Here is a 20472-nt window from a genome sequence, read left to right as displayed (position 1 = left end):
CATTATTTTTGAGCAATTTCAATAGAAATATTAGATAAAACTTTTTTAGCTACATTAACTATATCTTCAGTTTCGATTTCCATTTCATCTATTTCTTTCATACCTTTAAACATTATATAATCTATAACAAGTTTTTTAGCAGATGAAATAGTAGTTTCACTTTTTAGTTCCTCTTTTAGAAGAATACTCTTCTTTATTTTTTCTAAAGATTCTCTAAACTTACTTTTATAATCATCTAAGTTATTAATAATTTTTCTAAAAACCTCTATGCCTTTTTCAGCATTATCTATAGACGCACTAAATCTTATTTTATAAAGCTTTATGTATTTATCATATTCTATAGATGATAAAACATCATAAACGAGTGAATTTTCAGTTCTTAAAGCATTGTAAAGAACTGAGTTAACCCCTTTAACAAAAAATTCATCAAAAATTTTTAAATTTTTATATTCTTTTTTTTCTAATTTATTAATCTGAGATACAATTAAAACTTCTGTATTTTTAGAATTATTAGTATCTTTAAATATTTTACTTTTTGTATCTTCATACTCTATATAATGATTTTTAATTTCTCCATTTTTCATATTAGAAAAATATTTTTCTATAATTTTTTTAATAATTTTAGGTTCAAGCGATGATACAACTGCTATTACGCAATTATTTGAAACATAATATTTTTCATAAAATTTTATTAAATCTGAAACTTTTATATTCTGAAGGCTTTTATTTGTCCCTATTATAGGGTATTTTATTCTTCTTTTCTTAAACAAATTGAAGAATAATCTGTCTTCAGTATACTGCTCTAAATCAGAATCCCATTCATTTAATTCCTGCTTTATAACTTTCATTTCTTCCTCAAATCCATCTTCTTTAAATGTAGGATTAAGTATAACATCAGATAAAAGTTCTATGCCCTCTTCAATATTTTCTGTAAGTGATGTCCCATAAAAAATAACATACGGATAATTTGTCATTGCATTGTTAAAGCCAAATATATCAGTAAGCTTTTCATTTATTTCATTTTCATCTCTATTTTTTGTTCCTTTATAAACCATATGTTCCACAGCATGTGCTAAACCATATAATGATTCATCATATTCTGCTCCAGCGCCAGCTTCAAATCCTATACAGACAGATGATATATTTAAATCTGTATGCTTTATAATAAGTGTTATTTTGTTATCTAATATAATTTTTTGCATGACTTATCTCCTTAAAACTGCAAATTATTCTTTAATTATAGTTTAACATAAAACAAAAAAGGTTATCTTATTCATATAATGAACCCGATAACCTTTTTTACTTAGTTTAAAAAATTTATTGCTTTTTTTATTCTCCTACGACAGCATGATAAATTCTCTTAAAGATATTTCCTATTCTCTGTAATATTCCTATATTCTTATCTTTATATTCAAGATCTTCAGAATTATCTTTTACAGCGTCCTTATTTATTTCCTGCGTCCTTAATATTATCTGTATACTTGAAGGTTCAGGATTTTTATCAGATGTAAAAGATTCAAGTGGATGCTCTGCATCCATATTTAAAGTATTAGTATCATCTTCATACTTTTTCTCTTCACTATCTATCGCATCTTTTATAGTATCTTTTGCATTTTTTATAGAATCTGATGTTCCAACTGCATCAAGAGATTTATCAAGTATATCTATAAGACCATCTAAAGTACTTTTTGTAGCAGGATCAAGTTTATTTCCTGCATTTTGCATAGTATTTTCAGCTGATTTTAATGCAAATTTTAAATCAAACATAGAATCGCTAAACTTGTTAATTAAATTTTCTGATTCTTTAATAACATTAATTGTATTATCCTTATAGCTATCTGCAGTTTGATTAAGTGTATCAAGATTATCTATTGAATCTTGAACTTTATCTATTGATATTTTTAATGTTTTATTAACATCATTAAGCTTGTCTATCATATTATCAGTATTATCTAATGCTTTATCAATATTTTCACAGTAATCCTCTCCTACATCAATTACATCTTCAATAGAACTTGCAAGATCCTTTCCAGAATCTAATGATGAAGAAATTTTTGTATTAGTTGATGTAAGATTTTCAAGTGCAGGGCTTACAGCATTTTCAACTGGTTTAATTTTCTCTTCTGCAGCTTTATCTGCTACATTCTTATAAGCTTCTTTTACTGCATCTGGTGCATTAGTTGGAAGCTTTGATAATGCCTCTGCTTCTGCTTTCTTTTTAATAAGATCTTCAACACTTTGTTTAGTTTGTCCAATACTTGTATTAGATTTGCCTACATTATCTCCAAGATCTGACAAATCTCCTTTAAAATCTCCAAGTGCATCCTTTAAATCATCAATAGCATCATCTCTATCATCTTGCTCTTTATTAGTATCATTTATTATTGTCTGATATCTCTTTAAAAGCCTCTGTATCTTATTAATATCGGATTTATAACTTGAAAGATCACTCTTAAGGTTAATCACACTTCCAACTAAATCATTAATATTAGAATTCAAATCATTAACCATCTGTTCAGAATTTTTTAATTCTGGATAATACTTATTTATCTGATCGACAAGTTTATCTATATCATCAAGTGAAATGTCAACATTATTATATACATTTCCTTTCTCTGAGCTTATATATCCTCTTGTATCATTTAACTCATCTAATCCTTTCGATGCTGTATTTATTCCAGTTGACATACTTGACATAACATTAAGTATTTCATTAAGGCTTTCATTTATAGCATCTGCAGAATCATCTACCTTGTCTTTCTTTTCCTTAAGATCTTTTATATCTTTTATTCTTTCAAGTGTTCCCGGAATCATCATCATAACAAGTCCACTACTCTTAAAATCATTAGTTCCTATTCTTATAGTAAATGTATTTTCTTCACCTGGAAGTGCTGCAAATACTACAGCTTTATAAGAACCAATTGATTGAAGCTGAGAACCTTCTGCCTCAACACTCAATGTATTTTCCATATCAATCATTGTAGCAACTTGAAGTATCATGTTATTTTTATAATAATCCTGTGCATCTTCATTTGGAACTGCTTTAACACTCATTTCAATTTCTCCTGATGCTCCAGCTAAATCTTCAGCTTTTGCAGGAACACCATTTAATTTATATGAAATATCAAATGTCCAAGGAAATTCTACATCATTTGATTTTGGAGTACATTCATAATAAAATCTCTTTTTTAGATCTTCCCCTTCAAGGTTCCATGTAACTTTATCATCATCTATATCAGGCTCTGCATAGTTTGACATATTTACTACTTTAGCATAATCACCATAATCAGTAAATTCAGTATTCCCATTTAAACTGCAACTTTTAACTATATTCATATCAGAAATGCTTCCATAATAATCAAGATTGGCATAAACTGATTCATCTGCAGTTACAGTAGGTGCTGCTGCATAAACTTTTAAAAATGGATTTATTAACGATACTGCTGTCATAACACTTAATGATGCTGCTATAAATCTATTTCTTCTTATCATATTCTATACTCCTCTCTTCGCTCTTTTTGTCCTTAATCTTTGACTTATTTCTGTCTATATCTTTATGTTTTATTTTTCCTTTAAGAGCTTTTGAAATTTTCTTTCTTCTTTCTTTAGCTTTTTTATGTCTAATTTCAAGTCTATTTCTAGCTGTAAGTCTTATCTTCTTGTTCCTTGCTTTTGCAAATTTTAAAAGTTTCTCCATTCTTGCTTTCTGACTAAATATTATCTTATCAAATTTAAGAAGAAGCATTGGTAAAAGTCCAAGTACAAGTATCATGCTAAATAATGCTCCTCTTCCTACAAGTCTTCCTATACCAGCAACTGCATTAACTGTTGATGTAAAATAAAGTCCATATCCAACAGTTGTAAGTATTGTTCCAGATGTAAGAATTGAAAGTGCACTCCTTGATATTGCATGAAGTGCCGATTCTTTTTTGTCATACTGTGTTCTCGCATCGAGGTAATTATTCGTAAGAAGAATTGAGTAATCTATTGTAGCTCCAAGCTGAATACAACTTACTATTATATACCCCATATACATCATTTCATCACCTATTAAATACGGTATAGCCATATTAAAGAATATTGCTATCTGAATAGGTATCATAACAACTATAGGAATTATACCTGACTTAAATGTAATCATTACAACTATAATAACACCTATAAGTGATATTATATTAACTCTGTTATAATCCTTTGTTAATATATCTTTTATATCCTGTGTTGAAGGTGTAACACCAACTACATATGATTTTCCCGGATAATATTTATTAACAATACTTTTTATTTTATCTGATGCTTCATAAGCTAAATCACTTTCATCTGATGATTTTACAAAAATCATTATTCGTGAATAATCATCTGTATGAAGTTCATTTGTAATACTTTTAGGAATAATACTTTCAGGTACTCCCTCAGGAAGTTTATTTGCTATTGATGTTACAGATTTTACATAATAAAGATCTTCAATATCATCAGAAATTTTCTTTTCAGTAACAAGACTGTCATTTGGAATCATAGCTAAGATAAGATTGCTTCTTCCAAAAATTTTATTTATTTTTTCTGTATCATCATAAACTACAGTACCTTTACTTGCACCAAGCGCTGAATTTCCATAAGTAAAGTTATTCATAGTTTGTCCAACATAAGCTGGAAGAACGAGTAAAACTACTACTGCAAATAAAACATATCTTGATTTATATATTAAATTTGAAATGCAGTTAAATGGTGGTATAAACATTCTATGAGCTGTTTTCTCAATCTTATCTGACCACCTTAAAATAAGTGCTGGCATAAGTAATAAAACTGTAATTAAACTTATTACTATTCCTTTTGCAAGAACAAAACCCATATCAGATCCAATTTTAAAATTCATAAGTGCAAGAACTATAAATCCTACTATTGTAGTTGCACCACTAGATAAAATTGAAATTACAGAAGTTCTTACTGCATTTGCAATAGCTTGAGTTGGCTCCAACCCTGCTTGTCTCTCTCTTGTAAATGAGTGAAGCAAAAATATGGAATAATCCATAGCAACAGCCAGCTGAAGAATTGCCGCTATTGAAAATGTCAAAAACGATATTGTACCAAATATAATATTTGTTCCCATATTTATAATTATTGCTATTCCCATAATCATTAAAAACAAAACTGGTTCAAACCATGAATTTGTTGTGAGTGTTAATATAATAGCAATTAACACTACCGCTATTACCATAGCAATACTTATTTCTTTTGAAAGTGTTTCACTTAAAGATTTATTTTCGACGGCAGATCCCATAAATGAACCTTTATCTCCTGTGATTTTTTTTATTTCATCTATAGCTTTGTGAGTACTGCTGTCAGAATCTCCGCCTTTAAACGTAACATCCATCACGGCACAATTATCTTTATAATAATCTTTTATGTTATCATAATTTATAAATAAATTTGATTGATAAATATCTGTATCGCTGTCCGCCCACAGCACCATATCCACTGCATCAACATTACTTATTTTATCTTTATAAAGCTTCGCTTCATAAATCGAAACATCACTTATCATTACTCTTGCAGTACCAGGGTAACCAAACTCCTGCTCCATAAGATTTAATCCTTGTTTTGAAGGTGCATAATCAGGAAGATATTTCGTAAGATCATAATTTACACCAACAAACGGAAAACATATTAAACTAATTAATATCAGAATCATAAATATCTTTTCTATCCATTTTCGTTTATTTATGATTATATCCACAATTCCATGATTGCTTTTTTTCTTCATAAAATATTAAGCCTCCATTCCTAAAATTGTACTAGGTAGTACAACAAATTCACTTATATAATACCACTTTTTTTACTATAATATTTTAATAAATTGTTAATTTTTAAACTGATCAGTATAAAATTATTGGACATTTTTTCTCAATTTGTAAATTAAAATAGGGTGAGCATACAGTATTAAAATACTGATGCAACACCCACAAGTATACACATATATTTGTCTCTTATTTTTCTTCTGCTTCTACAGCTTTTAACGCTATAGCACATTCTATTCTCTTTTTCTGCATTTTGCATCCAATTTCATAAGGGTCTTTTATGTCTCCATTGAAATTGAAATTATTTGCTTGACATCCTCCACTGCAGTAAAATCTTGCCCAGCATTTTCTACATTTAGGTTTTGAATAGATATTTGCCTTCTTAAACTTATCTCCGATACTTCTATCAAATGTATCATCATAGATATTTCCAATTTTAAAATCATCATTTCCTACGAACTGATGACATGGATAAACATCTCCTTGAGGAGTTATTGCAACATATTCAAATCCTGAACCACATCCTGATATTCTCTTATAAATACAAGGTCCTCCCTGTATATCTATATTGAAATGATAGAATTTAAATTCATCTTTTCCTTCTCTTTTTCTTCTTGCCATTTCTTCATATAGCTTATCATAATTTTCAAAAATCTCTGGAAGATCCTGTTCTCTTATAGATAAAGGACTTTTATCTTCAAGAACAACTGGTTCAATTGAAATTTCTCTAAATCCTTCATTGACCATAGCCATTATATCATTATAAAAATCAAGATTATTTCTAGTAAATGTTCCTCTTACGTAATACTGCTTACCCTTTGTCCTTCTTTTAATCATTTCCTTTATGTTTGGAACAATATCATCGTATGAGCCGCTTCCATCAGGTTTAACTCTTACTTTATCATTTACTTCTTTTCTTCCATCTAAAGATAAAACGATATTTATCATTTCTTTATTTAAGAATTCCATCATTTCAGGAGTTAAAAGTGTACAATTTGTTGTCATTGTAAATCTTATACTTTTTCCCCATTCTTTTTCATGCTTTCTTGCATATGCGACTATTTTTTTGATAGGCTCCATCATTAAAGTAGGTTCTCCACCAAATAAGTCTATTTCTATATTTTTTCTTGGGCCACTTCTTTTAACAACATAATCAATTGCTTTTTTTGCTGTTTCAACAGACATTACTCCTTGATGTCCATGATATTCTCCTTCATCTGCAAAACAGTACTTACATCTTAAATTACATCCATGGATTATGTTAAGACATAATGCTTTAATGTAATCTCTGTCTTCCATCTGACTATTTGCAATTTCTTCATACTGATCTTTTGAATATATTATTCCTTCTTCAGCAAGTTCTTGAATTTCATCATATGCCTCTGATAATTCTTCCTTATCATATTTGTCATTAAATTTTGTCATTATTTCTGCTTTTGTTTTTATTCCATCGTCTTCTAATATATCATAAACAAGCTCATCCACTATATGAACTGCTCCTGAATTAACATCTAAAACAAAATATTTTCCGCCTTGTTTAAACTTATGTATTAATGCCACTATAAATTCCTCCCAAATTATAAATAAAGTAAGCAGTAACTAATGTTACTGCTTAAGAAATTAGTTTTCGCATGCTAAGTTTGCAACTGTGCATGAAGTTTTACATGCTGATTGGCATGAATTTGCACATTCTTTACAACCAGGCTTACATAAACTATTCTTTATGTTTGGTTTATTTACTGTTACTATGTGTTTCATTATAAAAAGTCCTCCATTCATAATAAAAAAGATTCCTTATTGAATTATATCATTAATGATATAATTTTACAATGCAGTAGTATTAAATTACTTTCATTAGAAGTTTATTGCTTCTTTTTAAGAAATCTCCGAGCTCATCAGATTTAAGTTCTTTATTTGAAAGTTTTGCAAGGTCTAAAATATATTTACAGATTGAATCAACATCTTCTTTTTTATCATCATTTTTAGACATTTCTACAACCTTTTTAACTATATAATTATCATTATTTATTACAAGAGTAAGTTCTTCACTAAAGTTACTTGCTCCAAAATTTAGTCCTTGTTTTGCATACATCTTAGCCATTTCTACCATTCTTCTTGAGCTTTCAGAAACGAGTATCATAGCAGATGTTTCTTTATCTTTTAATTTCTTTACTGATATTTCCTTTACTTTATCTTTTAGTACATTTTTAAATACTTCTTCTACTTCTTTATCATAAGCTTTTCCTGCTTCATCATCATCAGCTGTTTGGGTAGCCAAAGCTTCCGATACCTCAGCATCTATTCTTAAGAATTTAAGTTTAGGCTCATGCATTTCAAGAAATGTAATGAAATGATCATCAAGAGAACATTCAAGTACTATAGCATTTATGTTATTTTTCTTGAACATTTTAATATATTGTGACTGCTGGTTTTCATCATTTACATAATATATCTTCTCTTGTTTCTTATCTTTATCATCTTTTTCTTCTTCATTATCTTTATTATCATCTTTTTTAAGATAATCTTTTAAAGTTATGAATTTTCCATTTAAATCTTTAAATACTAATACATCTTTAATCTGTTCATAAAATTTTTGATCTCTTAAGCATCCATATTTTATGAATATTTCTATATCAGGCCAGAATTTATTAAATTCTTCTCTTGAATTCTTAAATAAGTCTATAAGTTTATCTGCAACTTTTTTTACAATATGTTTTGAAATCTTAGCTACATCTCTATCATTTTGAAGAAAACTTCTTGATACATTAAGAGGAAGATCTGGGCAGTCAATTGTACCTTTTAAAAGTAGTAAAAATTCTGGTATTACTTCTTTTATGTTATCGGCAACAAATACCTGATTATTATATAATTTAACCTGTCCTTCTGTAGCTTCTATTTCATGATTTAATTTAGGGAAATATAAAATTCCTTTTAAATTAAATGGGTAATCTACATTTAAATGAATCCAAAATAAAGGCTCATTAAAGTCCATAAATACTTTTTTATAAAATTCTTTGTACTCTTTATCTGTACAATCTTTTGGTGCTTTCATAAAAAGCGGATGAATATCATTTAAAGGTTTTATTTCCTCTGGTTTTACAAGTTCTTTATATTCTGTTCCATCCTCTTTTTTCTTAGTAACATATTTAGGTTCTTCTTTCTTCTTAAGTTCATCTTCTAAATAAATTTCTGTTGGCAGGAATGAACAGTATTTAGTTATTATTTCTCTAACTTTATACTCTTCAAGGAATTCTAAACTTTCATCATCAAGATATAATGTAATTGTAGTTCCTCTTGTTTCTCTAGAGTCTGAATGATCAATTGAATATTCTGTTCCTCCATCACATATCCATCTAACAGCTTCACTTCCATCTTTGTAGGAAAGTGTATCTATCTGTACTTTTTTAGATACCATAAATGTTGAATAAAATCCAAGTCCAAAATGACCTATAATGTCTTTTGAATCATCCATTTTATCTTTATATTTTTCAATAAAATCTGTAGCTCCTGAAAATGCGACTTGGTTTATATACTTTTTAACTTCATCTTCAGTCATTCCTATACCATTATCAATAAATTTTAAAGTCTTATTGTCCTTATTTATAGAAACAACTACTTTGTACTTCTCATCTTGTTCCTCTTTAGCTTCTCCAAGAGAGACAAGGCTTCTAAATTTAGATACAGCGTCACATCCATTACTAATTACTTCTCTTATAAATATATCTTTATCAGAGTAAAGCCATTTTTTAATAATAGGGAAAATATTCTCTGTGTCTATAGATATATTTCCATTTTCTTTTATCATTGTATAACCACTCCTCTATTTGTTATCAACATATTATTTTAATAAATAAACTGAAATTTGTCAAATATAGTATTTATTTAAAGTATTCAAGTCCTATTGCTTCTCTTACTTCTCTTAATGTAGAAGCAGCAACTTCTCTTGCCTTTTCGCTACCATCTTTAAGCATTTTATATACATAATCTTTATTTTTTTCAAATTCTAATCTTCTATTTCTTATTGGTTCAAGTTCAGCTTGGATTACTTCATTTAAATATTTCTTAACTTTCATGTCTCCAAGACCACCTTTTTCATAATGCTCCTTCATTTGTGCAACCTTTTCTTTATCTTCACTAAATACATCAAGGTAAGTGAATACTGTATTTCCTTCTATCTTTCCTGGATCTTCAACTTTTATATGATCAGGATCTGTATACATTGACATAACTTTTTTTCTTATTGTATCTGCATCATCAGATAAGTAAATGCAGTTTCCAATAGATTTACTCATCTTAGCTTTTCCATCTGTTCCTGGAAGTCTTCCGCATGTATCCTTAGGAATAATAGCTTCTGGTTCTACTAATATATTTCCATAAATATTATTAAAGCTTCTAACTATTTCTCTTGTTTGCTCAATCATAGGAAGCTGATCTTCTCCAACTGGTACTGTATCTGCTTTAAATGCTGTAATATCAGCAGCCTGGCTTACAGGATAAACTAAAAATCCTGCAGGTATACTATTTTCAAAATTCTTCTGTTTTATTTCTGCTTTTACAGTAGGGTTTCTTTCAAGTCTAGAAAGTGTAACAAGATTTAAATAATGTGTAGTAAGTTCACAAAGTTCTGGTATCTGTGATTGAACAAAAATGGTAGATTTTTGACAATCTAATCCAACTGCTAAATAGTCAAGTGCAACTTCAATAAGACTATTTCTTATTTTTTCAGGATTTCTTGCATTATCAGTAAGAGCCTGCATATCAGCTATCATAATATAACTTTCATATTCTCCTGAATTTTGAAGAGCAACTCTATTTTTTAACGAACCTATATAATGTCCTATATGTAATTTTCCTGTTGGTCTGTCTCCAGTTAAAATTATTTTCTTTGCCATAAAAATACACTCCTTAAATTTTAAATATAAATAAAAAAACTCCGTCCTTAAAATAATAGGACGAAGATGTTTTCGCGGTACCACCTAAATTTGCATTAAATGCCTCTTTAATCTGCTGTAAGGTGCAGTCACCATTTTAGATACTCTCAAAAGTTAAATGATTTGTCCTAATATCTTAAAGGCCCATTCATTAATCTATCTGTTTCATATTTTCAGCATACTTTATGAATCTCTTTGACAGATATTATTAATTACTATTCCTCATCATAGACTTTATCTATATTAACATTACTTTTATATATTAATTCTGTACTCAATAATTGTCAACATATATATTCTTTTATAACTTTCCACTTTTCAAGCAAATTTTCTTCTTTAAATCTTGCATTTGCGGGGCTTGTAGATGGAAGTTTTATTATTTTTAAATCAAATTTATTTTTAAAATATTTATTATAAAGTTTGAAAGCTTTATCACCATTTAAAAATACAGTTTTTATATTCGAATTTTTTACTATTGTATCAATATCTGATGGCTCTACATTTTTTATGCTGCTATCACTTGATAGATTAATATCACAACTTTTTATTACATCATATACTGCTATTTTATTTTTAATAAGCATTTTTTTCTTTTCCTCAATTGTATTATATGTACTGCATCCTGTTATCTTTGATATGATTTTCCAAAATCTATTTCTAGGATGTCCATAATAAAAGTTTTCTTCTCTTGATTTTACAGACGGCATCGTTCCAAGAATTAAAACTTTAGAATTTTTATCAAATACAGGATCAAAATTATGTTCTACATGTTCCATTTTTTATCATCTCCAAATAATAAAGAGCAGGTAAAATTTAAGACCTGCTCTTTCTAATTCACTACTGAGGGACTACCATTACAACACACTGTGCTTTTTTTACTACACTTGAAGTAACAGATCCTATCATTCTTATTATACCCTTTTTATTTGACTTAGTCATAACAATTATGTCGTATTTTTCCTCTTTAGTTTTCTTTAATATTTCATCGCTCGCATATCCAAAAGTCATAAATGTTTTAACATTATAATCTTTTATCATATTCCTTGCTGATTTTAAAATTTCCTGACCTTTTATCTTTGCTATATTTACCTCATCTTCTATTACAGCTCCATTTATGACTACAAGTTCTTTAACATACATTATTGTAATTTCTACATTATCTTTATCAAATATTTTTCTTACAAAATTAAAAGAATGTAAACTTCTTTCTGTTCCATCTATTGGTATTAAAACTTTATTAATCATACTATATTCCCCCTTTTTTTGCTTTAATGGGTAAATTTAATCTTCATATTAATATAATATCATTTTATGAAAAGCTTTTCAATGTTTAGAAATAAAAAAGCATACCAGAATTCAAAATTCTGTTATGCCTCTTACTACTCAAAGTCTATTCTAAAATATTTCTAGCTACTTTATCAATTATATCTTGTCTATCTTTTCCAATTACATTCGATATTTTAACTGACATATTTTTATCTTTATAAATTTCATTTCTATTATGCTCAATAAGCTCAGACAATACATCTTTCATCTTTTCTTCTGTAATTAATGAATCGTAGTATTTATCAACAACATCTTTAAGACATGTTGCAAGTTCTTTAGGATTTTTATAAACTTTTCTCATAAGATTATCCTTTCTTAAGCCTTTATGGCTCTATGCTGAATTCCTGAGCTACATCCTTATTTCCTATTTTTTTTGATATCATATATTTTTGCCCTGGAATCAGTTTTTCATACAAATTATTTAAATCTATATTCTGAGAATTCACCTCATTTGGTTCAAGCATAATTGCAATATCAAAAATATTTTTATTAGTATTTTTTGAAATATCTACCCATGAATTATTCTGCAGCTTATAAATTTTATAAGAAAGCGTATATGATATCTCGTTTTTACTTTTGTTTATAATATTTACCTTAATATTATTATAAGGTTCTGCATAAATAACGTCAAGATCTACATCGTCAGTATTCACTTCATTATTTTTTACGTCTGAATCAAGAGATCCATCTGCTCCTAAATAATATCCATCAACATTTACGTTATTTGCCATCTTTCCAGAATCTCTAAAGTAAAACCATTTTTCACTATTTTTAAGCCAACCAGTAGCCATACTTCCATCTTCTTTTAAATAATACCAATCATTTTTATCAAATATCCATCCTTTACGATATTCACCGTTATCTAATTTATAAAACCATTTTCCATTATTACTTTCCCATCCATCTGCATAAACATTTGAAACAGGAATAGCAAAAATATATATAACAACCATAAAAATAAATATAAATATCTTCTTTTTCATTACGAATCCCTCACACAAGCTAATTATTTCTATATATCATACAACTAATATTCAATTTTTAGGTTCTTTTTTATATTTTTATTAAAGTTTTGACATTTATTTATACAACAAAAAATTTATAAAATGATATATTCACATAAAAATAAACGTAGTTTTATTATTATAATAAAGCTACGCTTTTATAAAATAATCACATTTTATTATGTTAATCCTTAAATGCATTATTTAAATCATAAATTATATCATCAATATTTTCAGTTCCTATAGAAAGTCTTATTGTATTTTCTTTTATTCCTGTTTCAATAAGCTGCTTTTTCGTAAGCTGTGCATGTGTTGTGCTTGCTGGATGAATAACTAAAGATTTAACATCCGCTACATTTGCAAGAAGAGAAAAAATCTTAAGTTTGTTTATAAATTTCTGAGCTTCTTTAGATCCACCTTTAATCTCAAATGTAAAAATTGAGCCTGCTCCATTTTTAAAATATTTTTTATATAATTTATTATACTTACTATTAGGCAAAGATGGATGATTTACCTTTTCTACTTTATCATTATTATTTAAAAATTCCACTACTTTTAATGCATTATATACATGCCTTTCCACTCTTAAAGAAAGTGTTTCAAGCCCCTGCAGAAACAAAAATGAATTAAATGGACTTATAGTTGCTCCTGTATCTCTTAATAATATTGCACGAACTCTTACTGCAAATCCTGCTGGTGCAGCATCTTTTGCAAAAACAAAACCATGATAACTTGGATCTTCTTTTGAAAGCTGCAAAAACTTTTCTGATGAAAACCAATCAAATTTTCCAGAATCAATTATAACTCCTCCAATAGAAGTGCCATGGCCTCCAATAAATTTAGTTGCAGAGTGAACCACTATATCAGCACCATGTTCTATAGGTCTAAAAAGATATGGAGTTGCAAAAGTATTATCTACAATTAGTGGTATTTTATGTTCATGTGCTATTTTTGCGACTTCATCAACATCTATTATATTGCAATTAGGATTTCCAAGTGTTTCTATATATATAGCCTTTGTTTTACTATCTATAGCCTTCTTAAAACTTTCTAAATCATCCTCTTTAACAAATTTAGTTGTTATTCCATACCTTGGAAGAGTGTGTTTAAATAAATTATATGTTCCACCATAAAGTGAACTTGCAGATACTATATTATCTCCTTGCTGAGATATATTTAATACCGCATAAGTAATTGCAGCTGCTCCTGATGCTGTTGCTACAGCTGCTACTCCACCTTCAAGTGCTGCTATACGTTTTTCAAAAATATCTTCTGTAGGATTTGTAAGCCTTCCATAAATATTTCCCGGCTCTTTTAGTGCAAATCTTGCTGCCCCTTGTGCTGAATCTTTAAATACATAAGAAGATGTCTGATAAATAGGAACTGCTCTTGAATCAGTCGACTTATCAGCTGTCTCCTGCCCCGCATGTACTTGAATTGTTTCGAACTTATATTTTCTTTCATTCATAATTTAGCCCCCTTAGTAATATTAAATATACTAATATGATAAACTTAGTATGAATTAATATTATACCTTTTATTTACCATTGTCAATCATGTTTTTACGCAATATACTAAATCTTTTAATGATGCATAAAACGAAATATTATAAGATTTTAAAAAATAGCCGTTAACAAATAAAGGTCAAATAATGATCAATTTAAGTTTTTCATTATTTGACCTTTGAAAAATTATCTAATTTTCATATTGTGCTGTTTCTTCACTAAAATTTTATTTCGATACATTAATTTGTCTGATTTCATTAAAGTCTGATTTATATTTTTATCCGTTTCTTTATTATATTTTTTAAATCCAACGGCTACACTTAATTTTGGTTCTGTAACAGTATTATGTTCGACAAGATTTTTATAAAAATAATCAATAATCTCTGCTACATCCTCTTCTTTCATATTATATGTTATTGCAACAAATTCATCTCCTCCAGTTCTAAAACAATCTCCTTTATTTTTAAATGTTTTTTTAAACACATTTGCAAATCCAATAATTAGCATGTCTCCACTGCTATGACCTAATGTATCATTTACTGTTTTTAAATTATTTATATCAAACGAAAAACACCATATACTTAAGTAGCTGTCTCTTTTGTCATTTATAGAAGTAATTTTTTGTTCATAGGAAACTCTATTCCCTACATCTGTCATTTTATCTATATAAGCAAGTTCTTTAAATACGTCAGTCTGCATAGATTTTTTAAGATATTTAAAATACTCATTTATCGTATGTGAAAAATTTATAGATATAAAAACTAGAATTCCGATTTCTAATATACCACCCCTTATAAGATTTGAAAAATGCTTTATTAAAATTTCTAAAATTGCTGTAAACATTATAGGTAAAGTAGAAATTAGAAATAACTTTTTTTCGCCTCTCCAATATCTTAATTGTATAAATATAGTTATAAAAAAAACCGCTATTATAAGAAGCCTTGTTATATCTATATTACTTTTATAATCTGTTATTTCTTTTTCTGTCAATAAAATTTGAAATATAAAATTAACAATGGATATACTAAAAAAAACATATAACAATTTATTTTTTTCTTTTGGTGTATTTAAAATAATTAATACTAGAAAATTTATTGGCAAAAATAATAATGATACATATTTAATTGTATTAATTGTGTACACATTTTTTAAAAATATCTGTATAGTATTTGTATTTGAAAATACATATATAGAACCTATTAAAGTAAAGAGTCCAACAAAAAATAATAAACTTAACTCTTCATCTTCTTTCTTTAAAAGACCTGTAATAGAAAATAAAATTACAATTATTCCAAGAATTAAAGATGCAATAACAAATATCATACTTGGTATCTCATTTTTTATTATTGAATAAAGAATTGATACTTTGCTTCCTATACATATCTTTCGTATATTATAGGAAGTATTCGTTCCTGAGCACATTCTAAATTTAATTTTAATATTTTTGTCTCTAAAATTATTTGGAATCCTTATAAGATGTATTTTATTTAAAGATTTATTTAAAGGCTTATCATATTTAAAGTCATAATAATCATATATTTTTATATTATCTACATATACAATAAAATTGCTTATATCAGTCTGTATACATAGCATATCATCATCTACTGAAAAATCTCCAGTAATATTTCTTGAAAAAGATATTACATTTCCTTTATCATATTTAAATCTTTTCGGGAATTGAATTTGCTCTACCTTCTCTATATTATTTTCGCTTCTCATATTCCAATCATCTTCTAAATTTATAATCGATGATGAAATTAGAGAATTATCAAAAAGTACACTCAAGCTATCAGCTTTTGTAAATGTTTTTATAATTGATAAAAAGCCAATTAGCATAAGTATAACTATGATAGTAATTAATGTTAAACTCCTATTAATCTTCTTAATCATAATTCAATCCCCCATATATAAATAAACATATCTATATATATTATACTAAATTAATCCGATTTTTAAATAAAATATATAATAAATATTTATTTTCTTGTATTGTTAATGCCAAAAATTGCCATAATACTAAATCTTAGCATGATGGCAATTATAAAAATAAAATTAGCTGTAAATATCCCCAGCTTTTTCTTCTCTAATAAACATTACAAGGAAGCATATAATAAGAGGAATAATAGAAATTATAATAGACTTTTCATGAAATAAAGATGAGCATATTCCTCCGATACCTGCTCCAATTATAAATACTAAAATTATTGCATAATAATCAAATGCTTTGCTCCGTAAACTTTTATCTTTAATAACTCTATATGTACATAAAAGTGCTGTCCCACTTCTAAGATTTCCTGTGCACATTGTAGTTGCAAATGTTTTATTTCTAACTTTTCTAAAACTATCTACTTGAAGAGAACAGACAAATGATACTATTACGTTTGCCATATTATTATTTTCTTTTGATATAAATCCTACAATCATTAATAAAACTATTTCAAATGCAAGAACTATCTGTCTCCAGTGAATTGTTTTATTTTCTTTATACCTATGTTTTACTTCTTCTACAATAAATACACCAATAGCAAATGCTAGTATTGGAATAAGATATTTCAAAGCTTTAACATATTCTCTTTCAAAAAGATTTGCTCCAAATAAAGCTATATTACCAGTCTGTGCATTTGCGAATACCTCTCCTCTACATATAAAAGAATATGCATCAAGGAATCCTCCTGTTAAGGCTAAACAGATACCCACTAAAATAGATTCAGACATCTGTCCATAGCGCCTTTTTTTCATAACTACCACTCCTAATCTTTGATATTCATTTGTAACAAAAACATTATATCACATTACTTTAAATTTACATATTTATCATGGACTAAAGTTACCATATATTTTTTTTAAAATAATTTTTTAATAATTGGATAAGCTAATATAGAAAATTAATTCATAATTAAGAGGAGGAATATATATGTCAAGTAAAAAAACATCGGTAAACGATCCGTCGTCTAGAACTTACTTAAATAACATAAAAAATAAAGCACATGATGACTGTGCTGAATGTGAAAAAGAACCTTCAGTAAAAACTCATTATAAATAATAAAACATTCTAAAAACACAAAGAGTTTAGCCTAAATATTAAAGCTAAACTCTTTATGTTTTATCTAAGACTTAAATTTATTTATTTTCCTTTGAGAATTTATCGCAATCCAAAATAGCTTTGACAAAATTGTCTTCTGTTATTTTGTATGGTGCACAATTAAATTCAACTGCAGATTCAGATTTCTTAACCATCTTTCTTACATCATCTTTAGTTGCTCCAATATCACTAAGACATGTTGGAAGTCCTACACTTTTATTAAACTTAAATATCTTCTCTCGCTTTTCATACTGCTTATCATAAGTTAAAAGACAAAGTACTCCAAATGCAACTATTTCTCCATGAAGATGTTTGCTGCACTCTTTAACTAGAGTTGATCCATAATAAACACAATGTGCAAGACTGCTGTTATAATAATAGTTGTCACCATCTGATGTTAAATTTGAAACAAGTCCTGTACTTATTATAATATCAAGTGCTACCTGTGAAAGCTCATCTGAAGGTTTATTACTTTTGCAATCATCAAGTGCTTTTTTACCAAAATCAAGAAGAGGTTTATCACATGCACATGCAAGCTGTGCTCCTAAAAGTGGAGTATGAAATAAATCTTTACCTCGTGTTGCAAATAACACTTCTGTTTCTTTAGATAATGCATCTCCGATTCCTGCCCAAAATAATGATTCGGGTGCTTCTGCAATTATTTTTGTATTTATAAATGTATGAACTGCTGGTGCTTTTATATAATAATATTCTTTAAACGTATCATTACTATTATAAATTACTGCTATTGCAGTACATGCTGCACAATTCGATGCAATTGTTGGAAATGTAAATAGTGGCTTATCAAGTTTGTCTGCAACAACTTTGCATGTATCTACTGCTCTTCCACCACCTACAGCAAATACAAAATCAGCTTGTCTAACGCTTTTATTATTTAAAAGCATGTCAGCATTTTCATAAGTTGAATTTCCACCATACCATAGGAAATCAAGTATTTCTACATTAGAATCTTTGACTCCTTCTAGTATACTATCCTTAGCTTTTGAAAGTGCTGTTTTTCCGCCTATTACCACTGCTTTTTCCCCAAAACGCTTTGTTACATACGGAATTTCCTTATAACACTCAGTTCCTACACTATAACATGGTAAATAAACACTATAATTATTCATTTATTAGTCCCCCTTTTTATATAAAAAACACGCCTTGATATATAATCAAGGCGCAAATACACGCTTAATGCTTGTCTTAATTAAAGAAAACTTTATTTTATGCTCCCAATTTACCACTTATATATTTTTTTGTCAAATATTTTCGCAAATTCTTAAAATTTTCAAATATTTTTTGTTCTTTTAATTTATATTTATCCAAATAAATGTTCTTTTTATTACAATATTCGTGTATAATATTATGGTACTACTTAACAAGGAGGATATTAAAATTATGGAAAGAGAAAAATTTTCATCCAGGCTTGGTTTTATATTAATTTCAGCTGGATGTGCTATAGGACTTGGAAATGTATGGAGATTTCCGTATATTGTAGGTAAATATGGAGGTGCTGCTTTCGTACTTATTTACATTATGTTTCTTCTTATATTAGGACTTCCTATTGTTGTCATGGAATTTGCAGTTGGCCGTGCAAGTCAAAAAAGTTCTGCCTGTTCATTTGATGTCTTAGAGCCAAAAGGAACAAAATGGCATATTAATAAATATATTGCTATGGCAGGTAATTATATATTAATGATGTTTTACACGACAGTTGCAGGCTGGATGATATTATACTTCTTTAAAATGATAAAAGGAGACTTTAAAGGACTTTCTCCTGAAGCTGTTTCATCTGAATTTACTAATATTTTAAACAATCCTACTTTAATGATGATATTTATGATTCTTGTTGTTTTAGGATGTTTTCTTATATGTTCAAGAGGGCTTCAAAATGGAGTTGAAAAAATAACTAAAATAATGATGGTAAGTCTTATTATTTTAATGATTGTTCTTGCAGTTCATTCTATTTTTATGAAAAATGCAGAAGCTGGTCTTATCTTTTATTTAAAACCTGATATAAACAAAATGCTTCAAGCCGGACTTGGTGAAAGTATATTTGCAGCTATGGGGCAGGCTTTCTTTACACTTAGTATAGGAATAGGATCTCTTGCTATATTCGGAAGCTATATTGATAAAACACATAGATTAACCGGAGAAGCAATAAACGTTACTATTTTAGATACAGTTGTAGCTTTAATGGCAGGACTTATAATATTCCCTGCATGTTTTTCTTTTAATATAGAGCCTACAGCCGGTCCATCATTAATATTTATAACCCTTCCTAATGTTTTTAATAACATGATTGGAGGAAGAATTTGGGGAACTTTATTCTTTTTATTTATGTCATTTGCAGCTTTATCAACTGTAATTGCAGTTTTTCAAAATATTATATCATATGCAACTGACCTTACAAATTGCAGCATAAAAAAAGCTATTATAGTAAATATTTTTGTAATTATTATACTTTCAATTCCTTGCGTATTAGGATTTAATGTTTGGAGCGGTTTTCAACCATTTGGACCTTCAAGTAACATTCTTGACTTAGAAGATTTTATAATAAGTAATAACCTTCTTCCTCTAGGAAGTCTTGTATACTTAGCATTCTGCACAAGTAAATATGGTTGGGGTTTTAAAAACTTTTTACACGAAGCAAATTCTGGAAAAGGAATAAAATATCCAAAATGGACTTATTATTATATAAAATTTGTACTACCAATTATAGTACTATTTATATTTGTTCAGGGATATGTAAGTAAATTTTTCTAAATTTAATTAAAAATAAGGGCAGATGAATTTTCATTTGTCCTTTATTTTATTAAAAGG

17 protein-coding genes and 1 other annotated feature are annotated in these 20472 nt (G+C 27.8%); of the genes, 2 read left to right on the top strand and 15 right to left on the bottom strand.

Annotation, left to right across the window (positions count from 1 at the left end):
- Nucleotides 1-2: 2 nt before the first annotated feature.
- From MTX53_RS05095 to MTX53_RS05030, 14 genes are all read right to left on the bottom strand, one after another.
- Nucleotides 3-1202: a pitrilysin family protein gene (locus MTX53_RS05095; protein ID WP_244835176.1), complete on the bottom strand. Its 1200-nt coding sequence runs from the start codon at nt 1200-1202 to the stop codon at nt 3-5.
- Nucleotides 1203-1329: 127 nt separating this feature from the next.
- Nucleotides 1330-3492: a hypothetical protein gene (locus MTX53_RS05090; protein ID WP_244835175.1), complete on the bottom strand. Its 2163-nt coding sequence runs from the start codon at nt 3490-3492 to the stop codon at nt 1330-1332.
- Nucleotides 3476-5761 carry an efflux RND transporter permease subunit gene (locus MTX53_RS05085; RefSeq protein ID WP_244835174.1) on the bottom strand — a complete coding sequence of 762 codons (2286 nt, stop codon included), beginning with the start codon at nt 5759-5761 and terminating at the stop codon, nt 3476-3478. The genes MTX53_RS05090 and MTX53_RS05085 overlap by 17 nt, the downstream gene beginning before the upstream one ends.
- Before the next feature lie 223 nt (nt 5762-5984).
- Nucleotides 5985-7355, bottom strand: coding sequence for a thioether cross-link-forming SCIFF peptide maturase (scfB, locus tag MTX53_RS05080; protein ID WP_244835173.1), 1371 nt, complete (start codon nt 7353-7355; stop codon nt 5985-5987).
- Nucleotides 7356-7415: 60 nt separating this feature from the next.
- The gene (gene scfA / locus MTX53_RS05075) at nt 7416-7553 is read right to left on the bottom strand and encodes a six-cysteine ranthipeptide SCIFF (RefSeq protein ID WP_244835172.1); all 138 of its coding nucleotides are present in this window, start codon (nt 7551-7553) and stop codon (nt 7416-7418) included.
- A gap of 82 nt (nt 7554-7635) precedes the next feature.
- Nucleotides 7636-9600, bottom strand: a complete 1965-nt coding sequence (gene htpG / locus MTX53_RS05070; RefSeq protein WP_244835171.1) for a molecular chaperone HtpG — start codon at nt 9598-9600, stop codon at nt 7636-7638.
- Nucleotides 9601-9673: 73 nt separating this feature from the next.
- Nucleotides 9674-10687: a tryptophan--tRNA ligase gene (gene trpS, locus MTX53_RS05065; RefSeq protein ID WP_244835170.1), complete on the bottom strand. Its 1014-nt coding sequence runs from the start codon at nt 10685-10687 to the stop codon at nt 9674-9676.
- A 53-nt stretch (nt 10688-10740) separates the two neighbouring features.
- Nucleotides 10741-10964: a binding site (T-box leader), on the bottom strand.
- A gap of 46 nt (nt 10965-11010) precedes the next feature.
- Entirely contained in the window at nt 11011-11502 is a 492-nt protein-coding gene (locus MTX53_RS05060) for a DNA-deoxyinosine glycosylase (RefSeq protein WP_244835169.1), read from the bottom strand.
- A gap of 61 nt (nt 11503-11563) precedes the next feature.
- Nucleotides 11564-11971, bottom strand: a complete 408-nt coding sequence (locus MTX53_RS05055) for a universal stress protein (RefSeq protein WP_348521804.1) — start codon at nt 11969-11971, stop codon at nt 11564-11566.
- A 145-nt stretch (nt 11972-12116) separates the two neighbouring features.
- On the bottom strand, nt 12117-12353 hold the full coding sequence (locus tag MTX53_RS05050; RefSeq protein WP_244835168.1) for a TIGR04540 family protein: 237 nt from the start codon (nt 12351-12353) through the stop codon (nt 12117-12119).
- A gap of 22 nt (nt 12354-12375) precedes the next feature.
- A complete protein-coding gene (locus tag MTX53_RS05045) occupies nt 12376-13035 on the bottom strand; it encodes an immunoglobulin-like domain-containing protein (protein ID WP_244835167.1) in 660 nt (219 codons plus the stop codon).
- Nucleotides 13036-13240: 205 nt separating this feature from the next.
- On the bottom strand, nt 13241-14524 hold the full coding sequence (locus MTX53_RS05040; protein ID WP_244835166.1) for an O-acetylhomoserine aminocarboxypropyltransferase/cysteine synthase family protein: 1284 nt from the start codon (nt 14522-14524) through the stop codon (nt 13241-13243).
- Nucleotides 14525-14747: 223 nt separating this feature from the next.
- Nucleotides 14748-16454 carry a GGDEF domain-containing protein gene (locus tag MTX53_RS05035; protein ID WP_244835165.1) on the bottom strand — a complete coding sequence of 569 codons (1707 nt, stop codon included), beginning with the start codon at nt 16452-16454 and terminating at the stop codon, nt 14748-14750.
- Nucleotides 16455-16616: 162 nt separating this feature from the next.
- Nucleotides 16617-17303, bottom strand: a complete 687-nt coding sequence (locus MTX53_RS05030) for a YoaK family protein (RefSeq protein ID WP_244835163.1) — start codon at nt 17301-17303, stop codon at nt 16617-16619.
- Nucleotides 17304-17478: 175 nt separating this feature from the next.
- On the opposite strand from MTX53_RS05030, the gene MTX53_RS13070 reads away from it, so the two are divergent.
- The gene (locus MTX53_RS13070; protein ID WP_280527275.1) at nt 17479-17607 is read left to right on the top strand and encodes a hypothetical protein; all 129 of its coding nucleotides are present in this window, start codon (nt 17479-17481) and stop codon (nt 17605-17607) included.
- Nucleotides 17608-17684: 77 nt separating this feature from the next.
- On the opposite strand, the gene MTX53_RS05025 is transcribed toward MTX53_RS13070, so the two are convergent.
- Entirely contained in the window at nt 17685-18776 is a 1092-nt protein-coding gene (locus MTX53_RS05025) for an iron-containing alcohol dehydrogenase family protein (RefSeq protein WP_244835162.1), read from the bottom strand.
- Between the two features lie 271 nt (nt 18777-19047).
- Between MTX53_RS05025 and MTX53_RS05020 the strand changes: the two genes are divergently transcribed.
- Nucleotides 19048-20415 (top strand): sodium-dependent transporter, encoded by a 1368-nt coding sequence (locus MTX53_RS05020; RefSeq protein ID WP_244835161.1) that lies wholly within the window; start codon nt 19048-19050, stop codon nt 20413-20415.
- The last annotated feature ends 57 nt before the right edge of the window (nt 20416-20472 follow it).

Source organism: Clostridium sp. BJN0001 (assembly GCF_022869825.1).
GTDB lineage: Bacteria > Bacillota > Clostridia > Clostridiales > Clostridiaceae > Clostridium.
The sequence above is the reverse complement of the archived record's forward strand: the minus strand, read 5'-3'. Positions and strand labels throughout refer to the sequence as shown.

What these genes read in the sequence shown, in the direction of transcription:
- trpS (WP_244835170.1), bottom strand. Translation starts at nt 10,687, where the DNA reads ATGGCAAAGAAAATAATTTTAACTGGAGACAGACCAACAGGAAAATTA.
- MTX53_RS05035 (WP_244835165.1), bottom strand. Translation starts at nt 16,454, where the DNA reads ATGATTAAGAAGATTAATAGGAGTTTAACATTAATTACTATCATAGTT.
- MTX53_RS05090 (WP_244835175.1), bottom strand. Translation starts at nt 3,492, where the DNA reads ATGATAAGAAGAAATAGATTTATAGCAGCATCATTAAGTGTTATGACA.
- MTX53_RS05060 (WP_244835169.1), bottom strand. Translation starts at nt 11,502, where the DNA reads ATGGAACATGTAGAACATAATTTTGATCCTGTATTTGATAAAAATTCT.
- MTX53_RS05095 (WP_244835176.1), bottom strand. Translation starts at nt 1,202, where the DNA reads ATGCAAAAAATTATATTAGATAACAAAATAACACTTATTATAAAGCAT.
- MTX53_RS05030 (WP_244835163.1), bottom strand. Translation starts at nt 17,303, where the DNA reads ATGAAAAAAAGGCGCTATGGACAGATGTCTGAATCTATTTTAGTGGGT.
- scfA (WP_244835172.1), bottom strand. Translation starts at nt 7,553, where the DNA reads ATGAAACACATAGTAACAGTAAATAAACCAAACATAAAGAATAGTTTA.
- MTX53_RS05040 (WP_244835166.1), bottom strand. Translation starts at nt 14,524, where the DNA reads ATGAATGAAAGAAAATATAAGTTCGAAACAATTCAAGTACATGCGGGG.
- MTX53_RS05045 (WP_244835167.1), bottom strand. Translation starts at nt 13,035, where the DNA reads ATGAAAAAGAAGATATTTATATTTATTTTTATGGTTGTTATATATATT.
- MTX53_RS05055 (WP_348521804.1), bottom strand. Translation starts at nt 11,971, where the DNA reads ATGATTAATAAAGTTTTAATACCAATAGATGGAACAGAAAGAAGTTTA.
- MTX53_RS05025 (WP_244835162.1), bottom strand. Translation starts at nt 18,776, where the DNA reads ATGAATAATTATAGTGTTTATTTACCATGTTATAGTGTAGGAACTGAG.
- MTX53_RS13070 (WP_280527275.1), top strand. Translation starts at nt 17,479, where the DNA reads ATGTCAAGTAAAAAAACATCGGTAAACGATCCGTCGTCTAGAACTTAC.
- MTX53_RS05050 (WP_244835168.1), bottom strand. Translation starts at nt 12,353, where the DNA reads ATGAGAAAAGTTTATAAAAATCCTAAAGAACTTGCAACATGTCTTAAA.
- MTX53_RS05085 (WP_244835174.1), bottom strand. Translation starts at nt 5,761, where the DNA reads ATGAAGAAAAAAAGCAATCATGGAATTGTGGATATAATCATAAATAAA.
- MTX53_RS05020 (WP_244835161.1), top strand. Translation starts at nt 19,048, where the DNA reads ATGGAAAGAGAAAAATTTTCATCCAGGCTTGGTTTTATATTAATTTCA.
- htpG (WP_244835171.1), bottom strand. Translation starts at nt 9,600, where the DNA reads ATGATAAAAGAAAATGGAAATATATCTATAGACACAGAGAATATTTTC.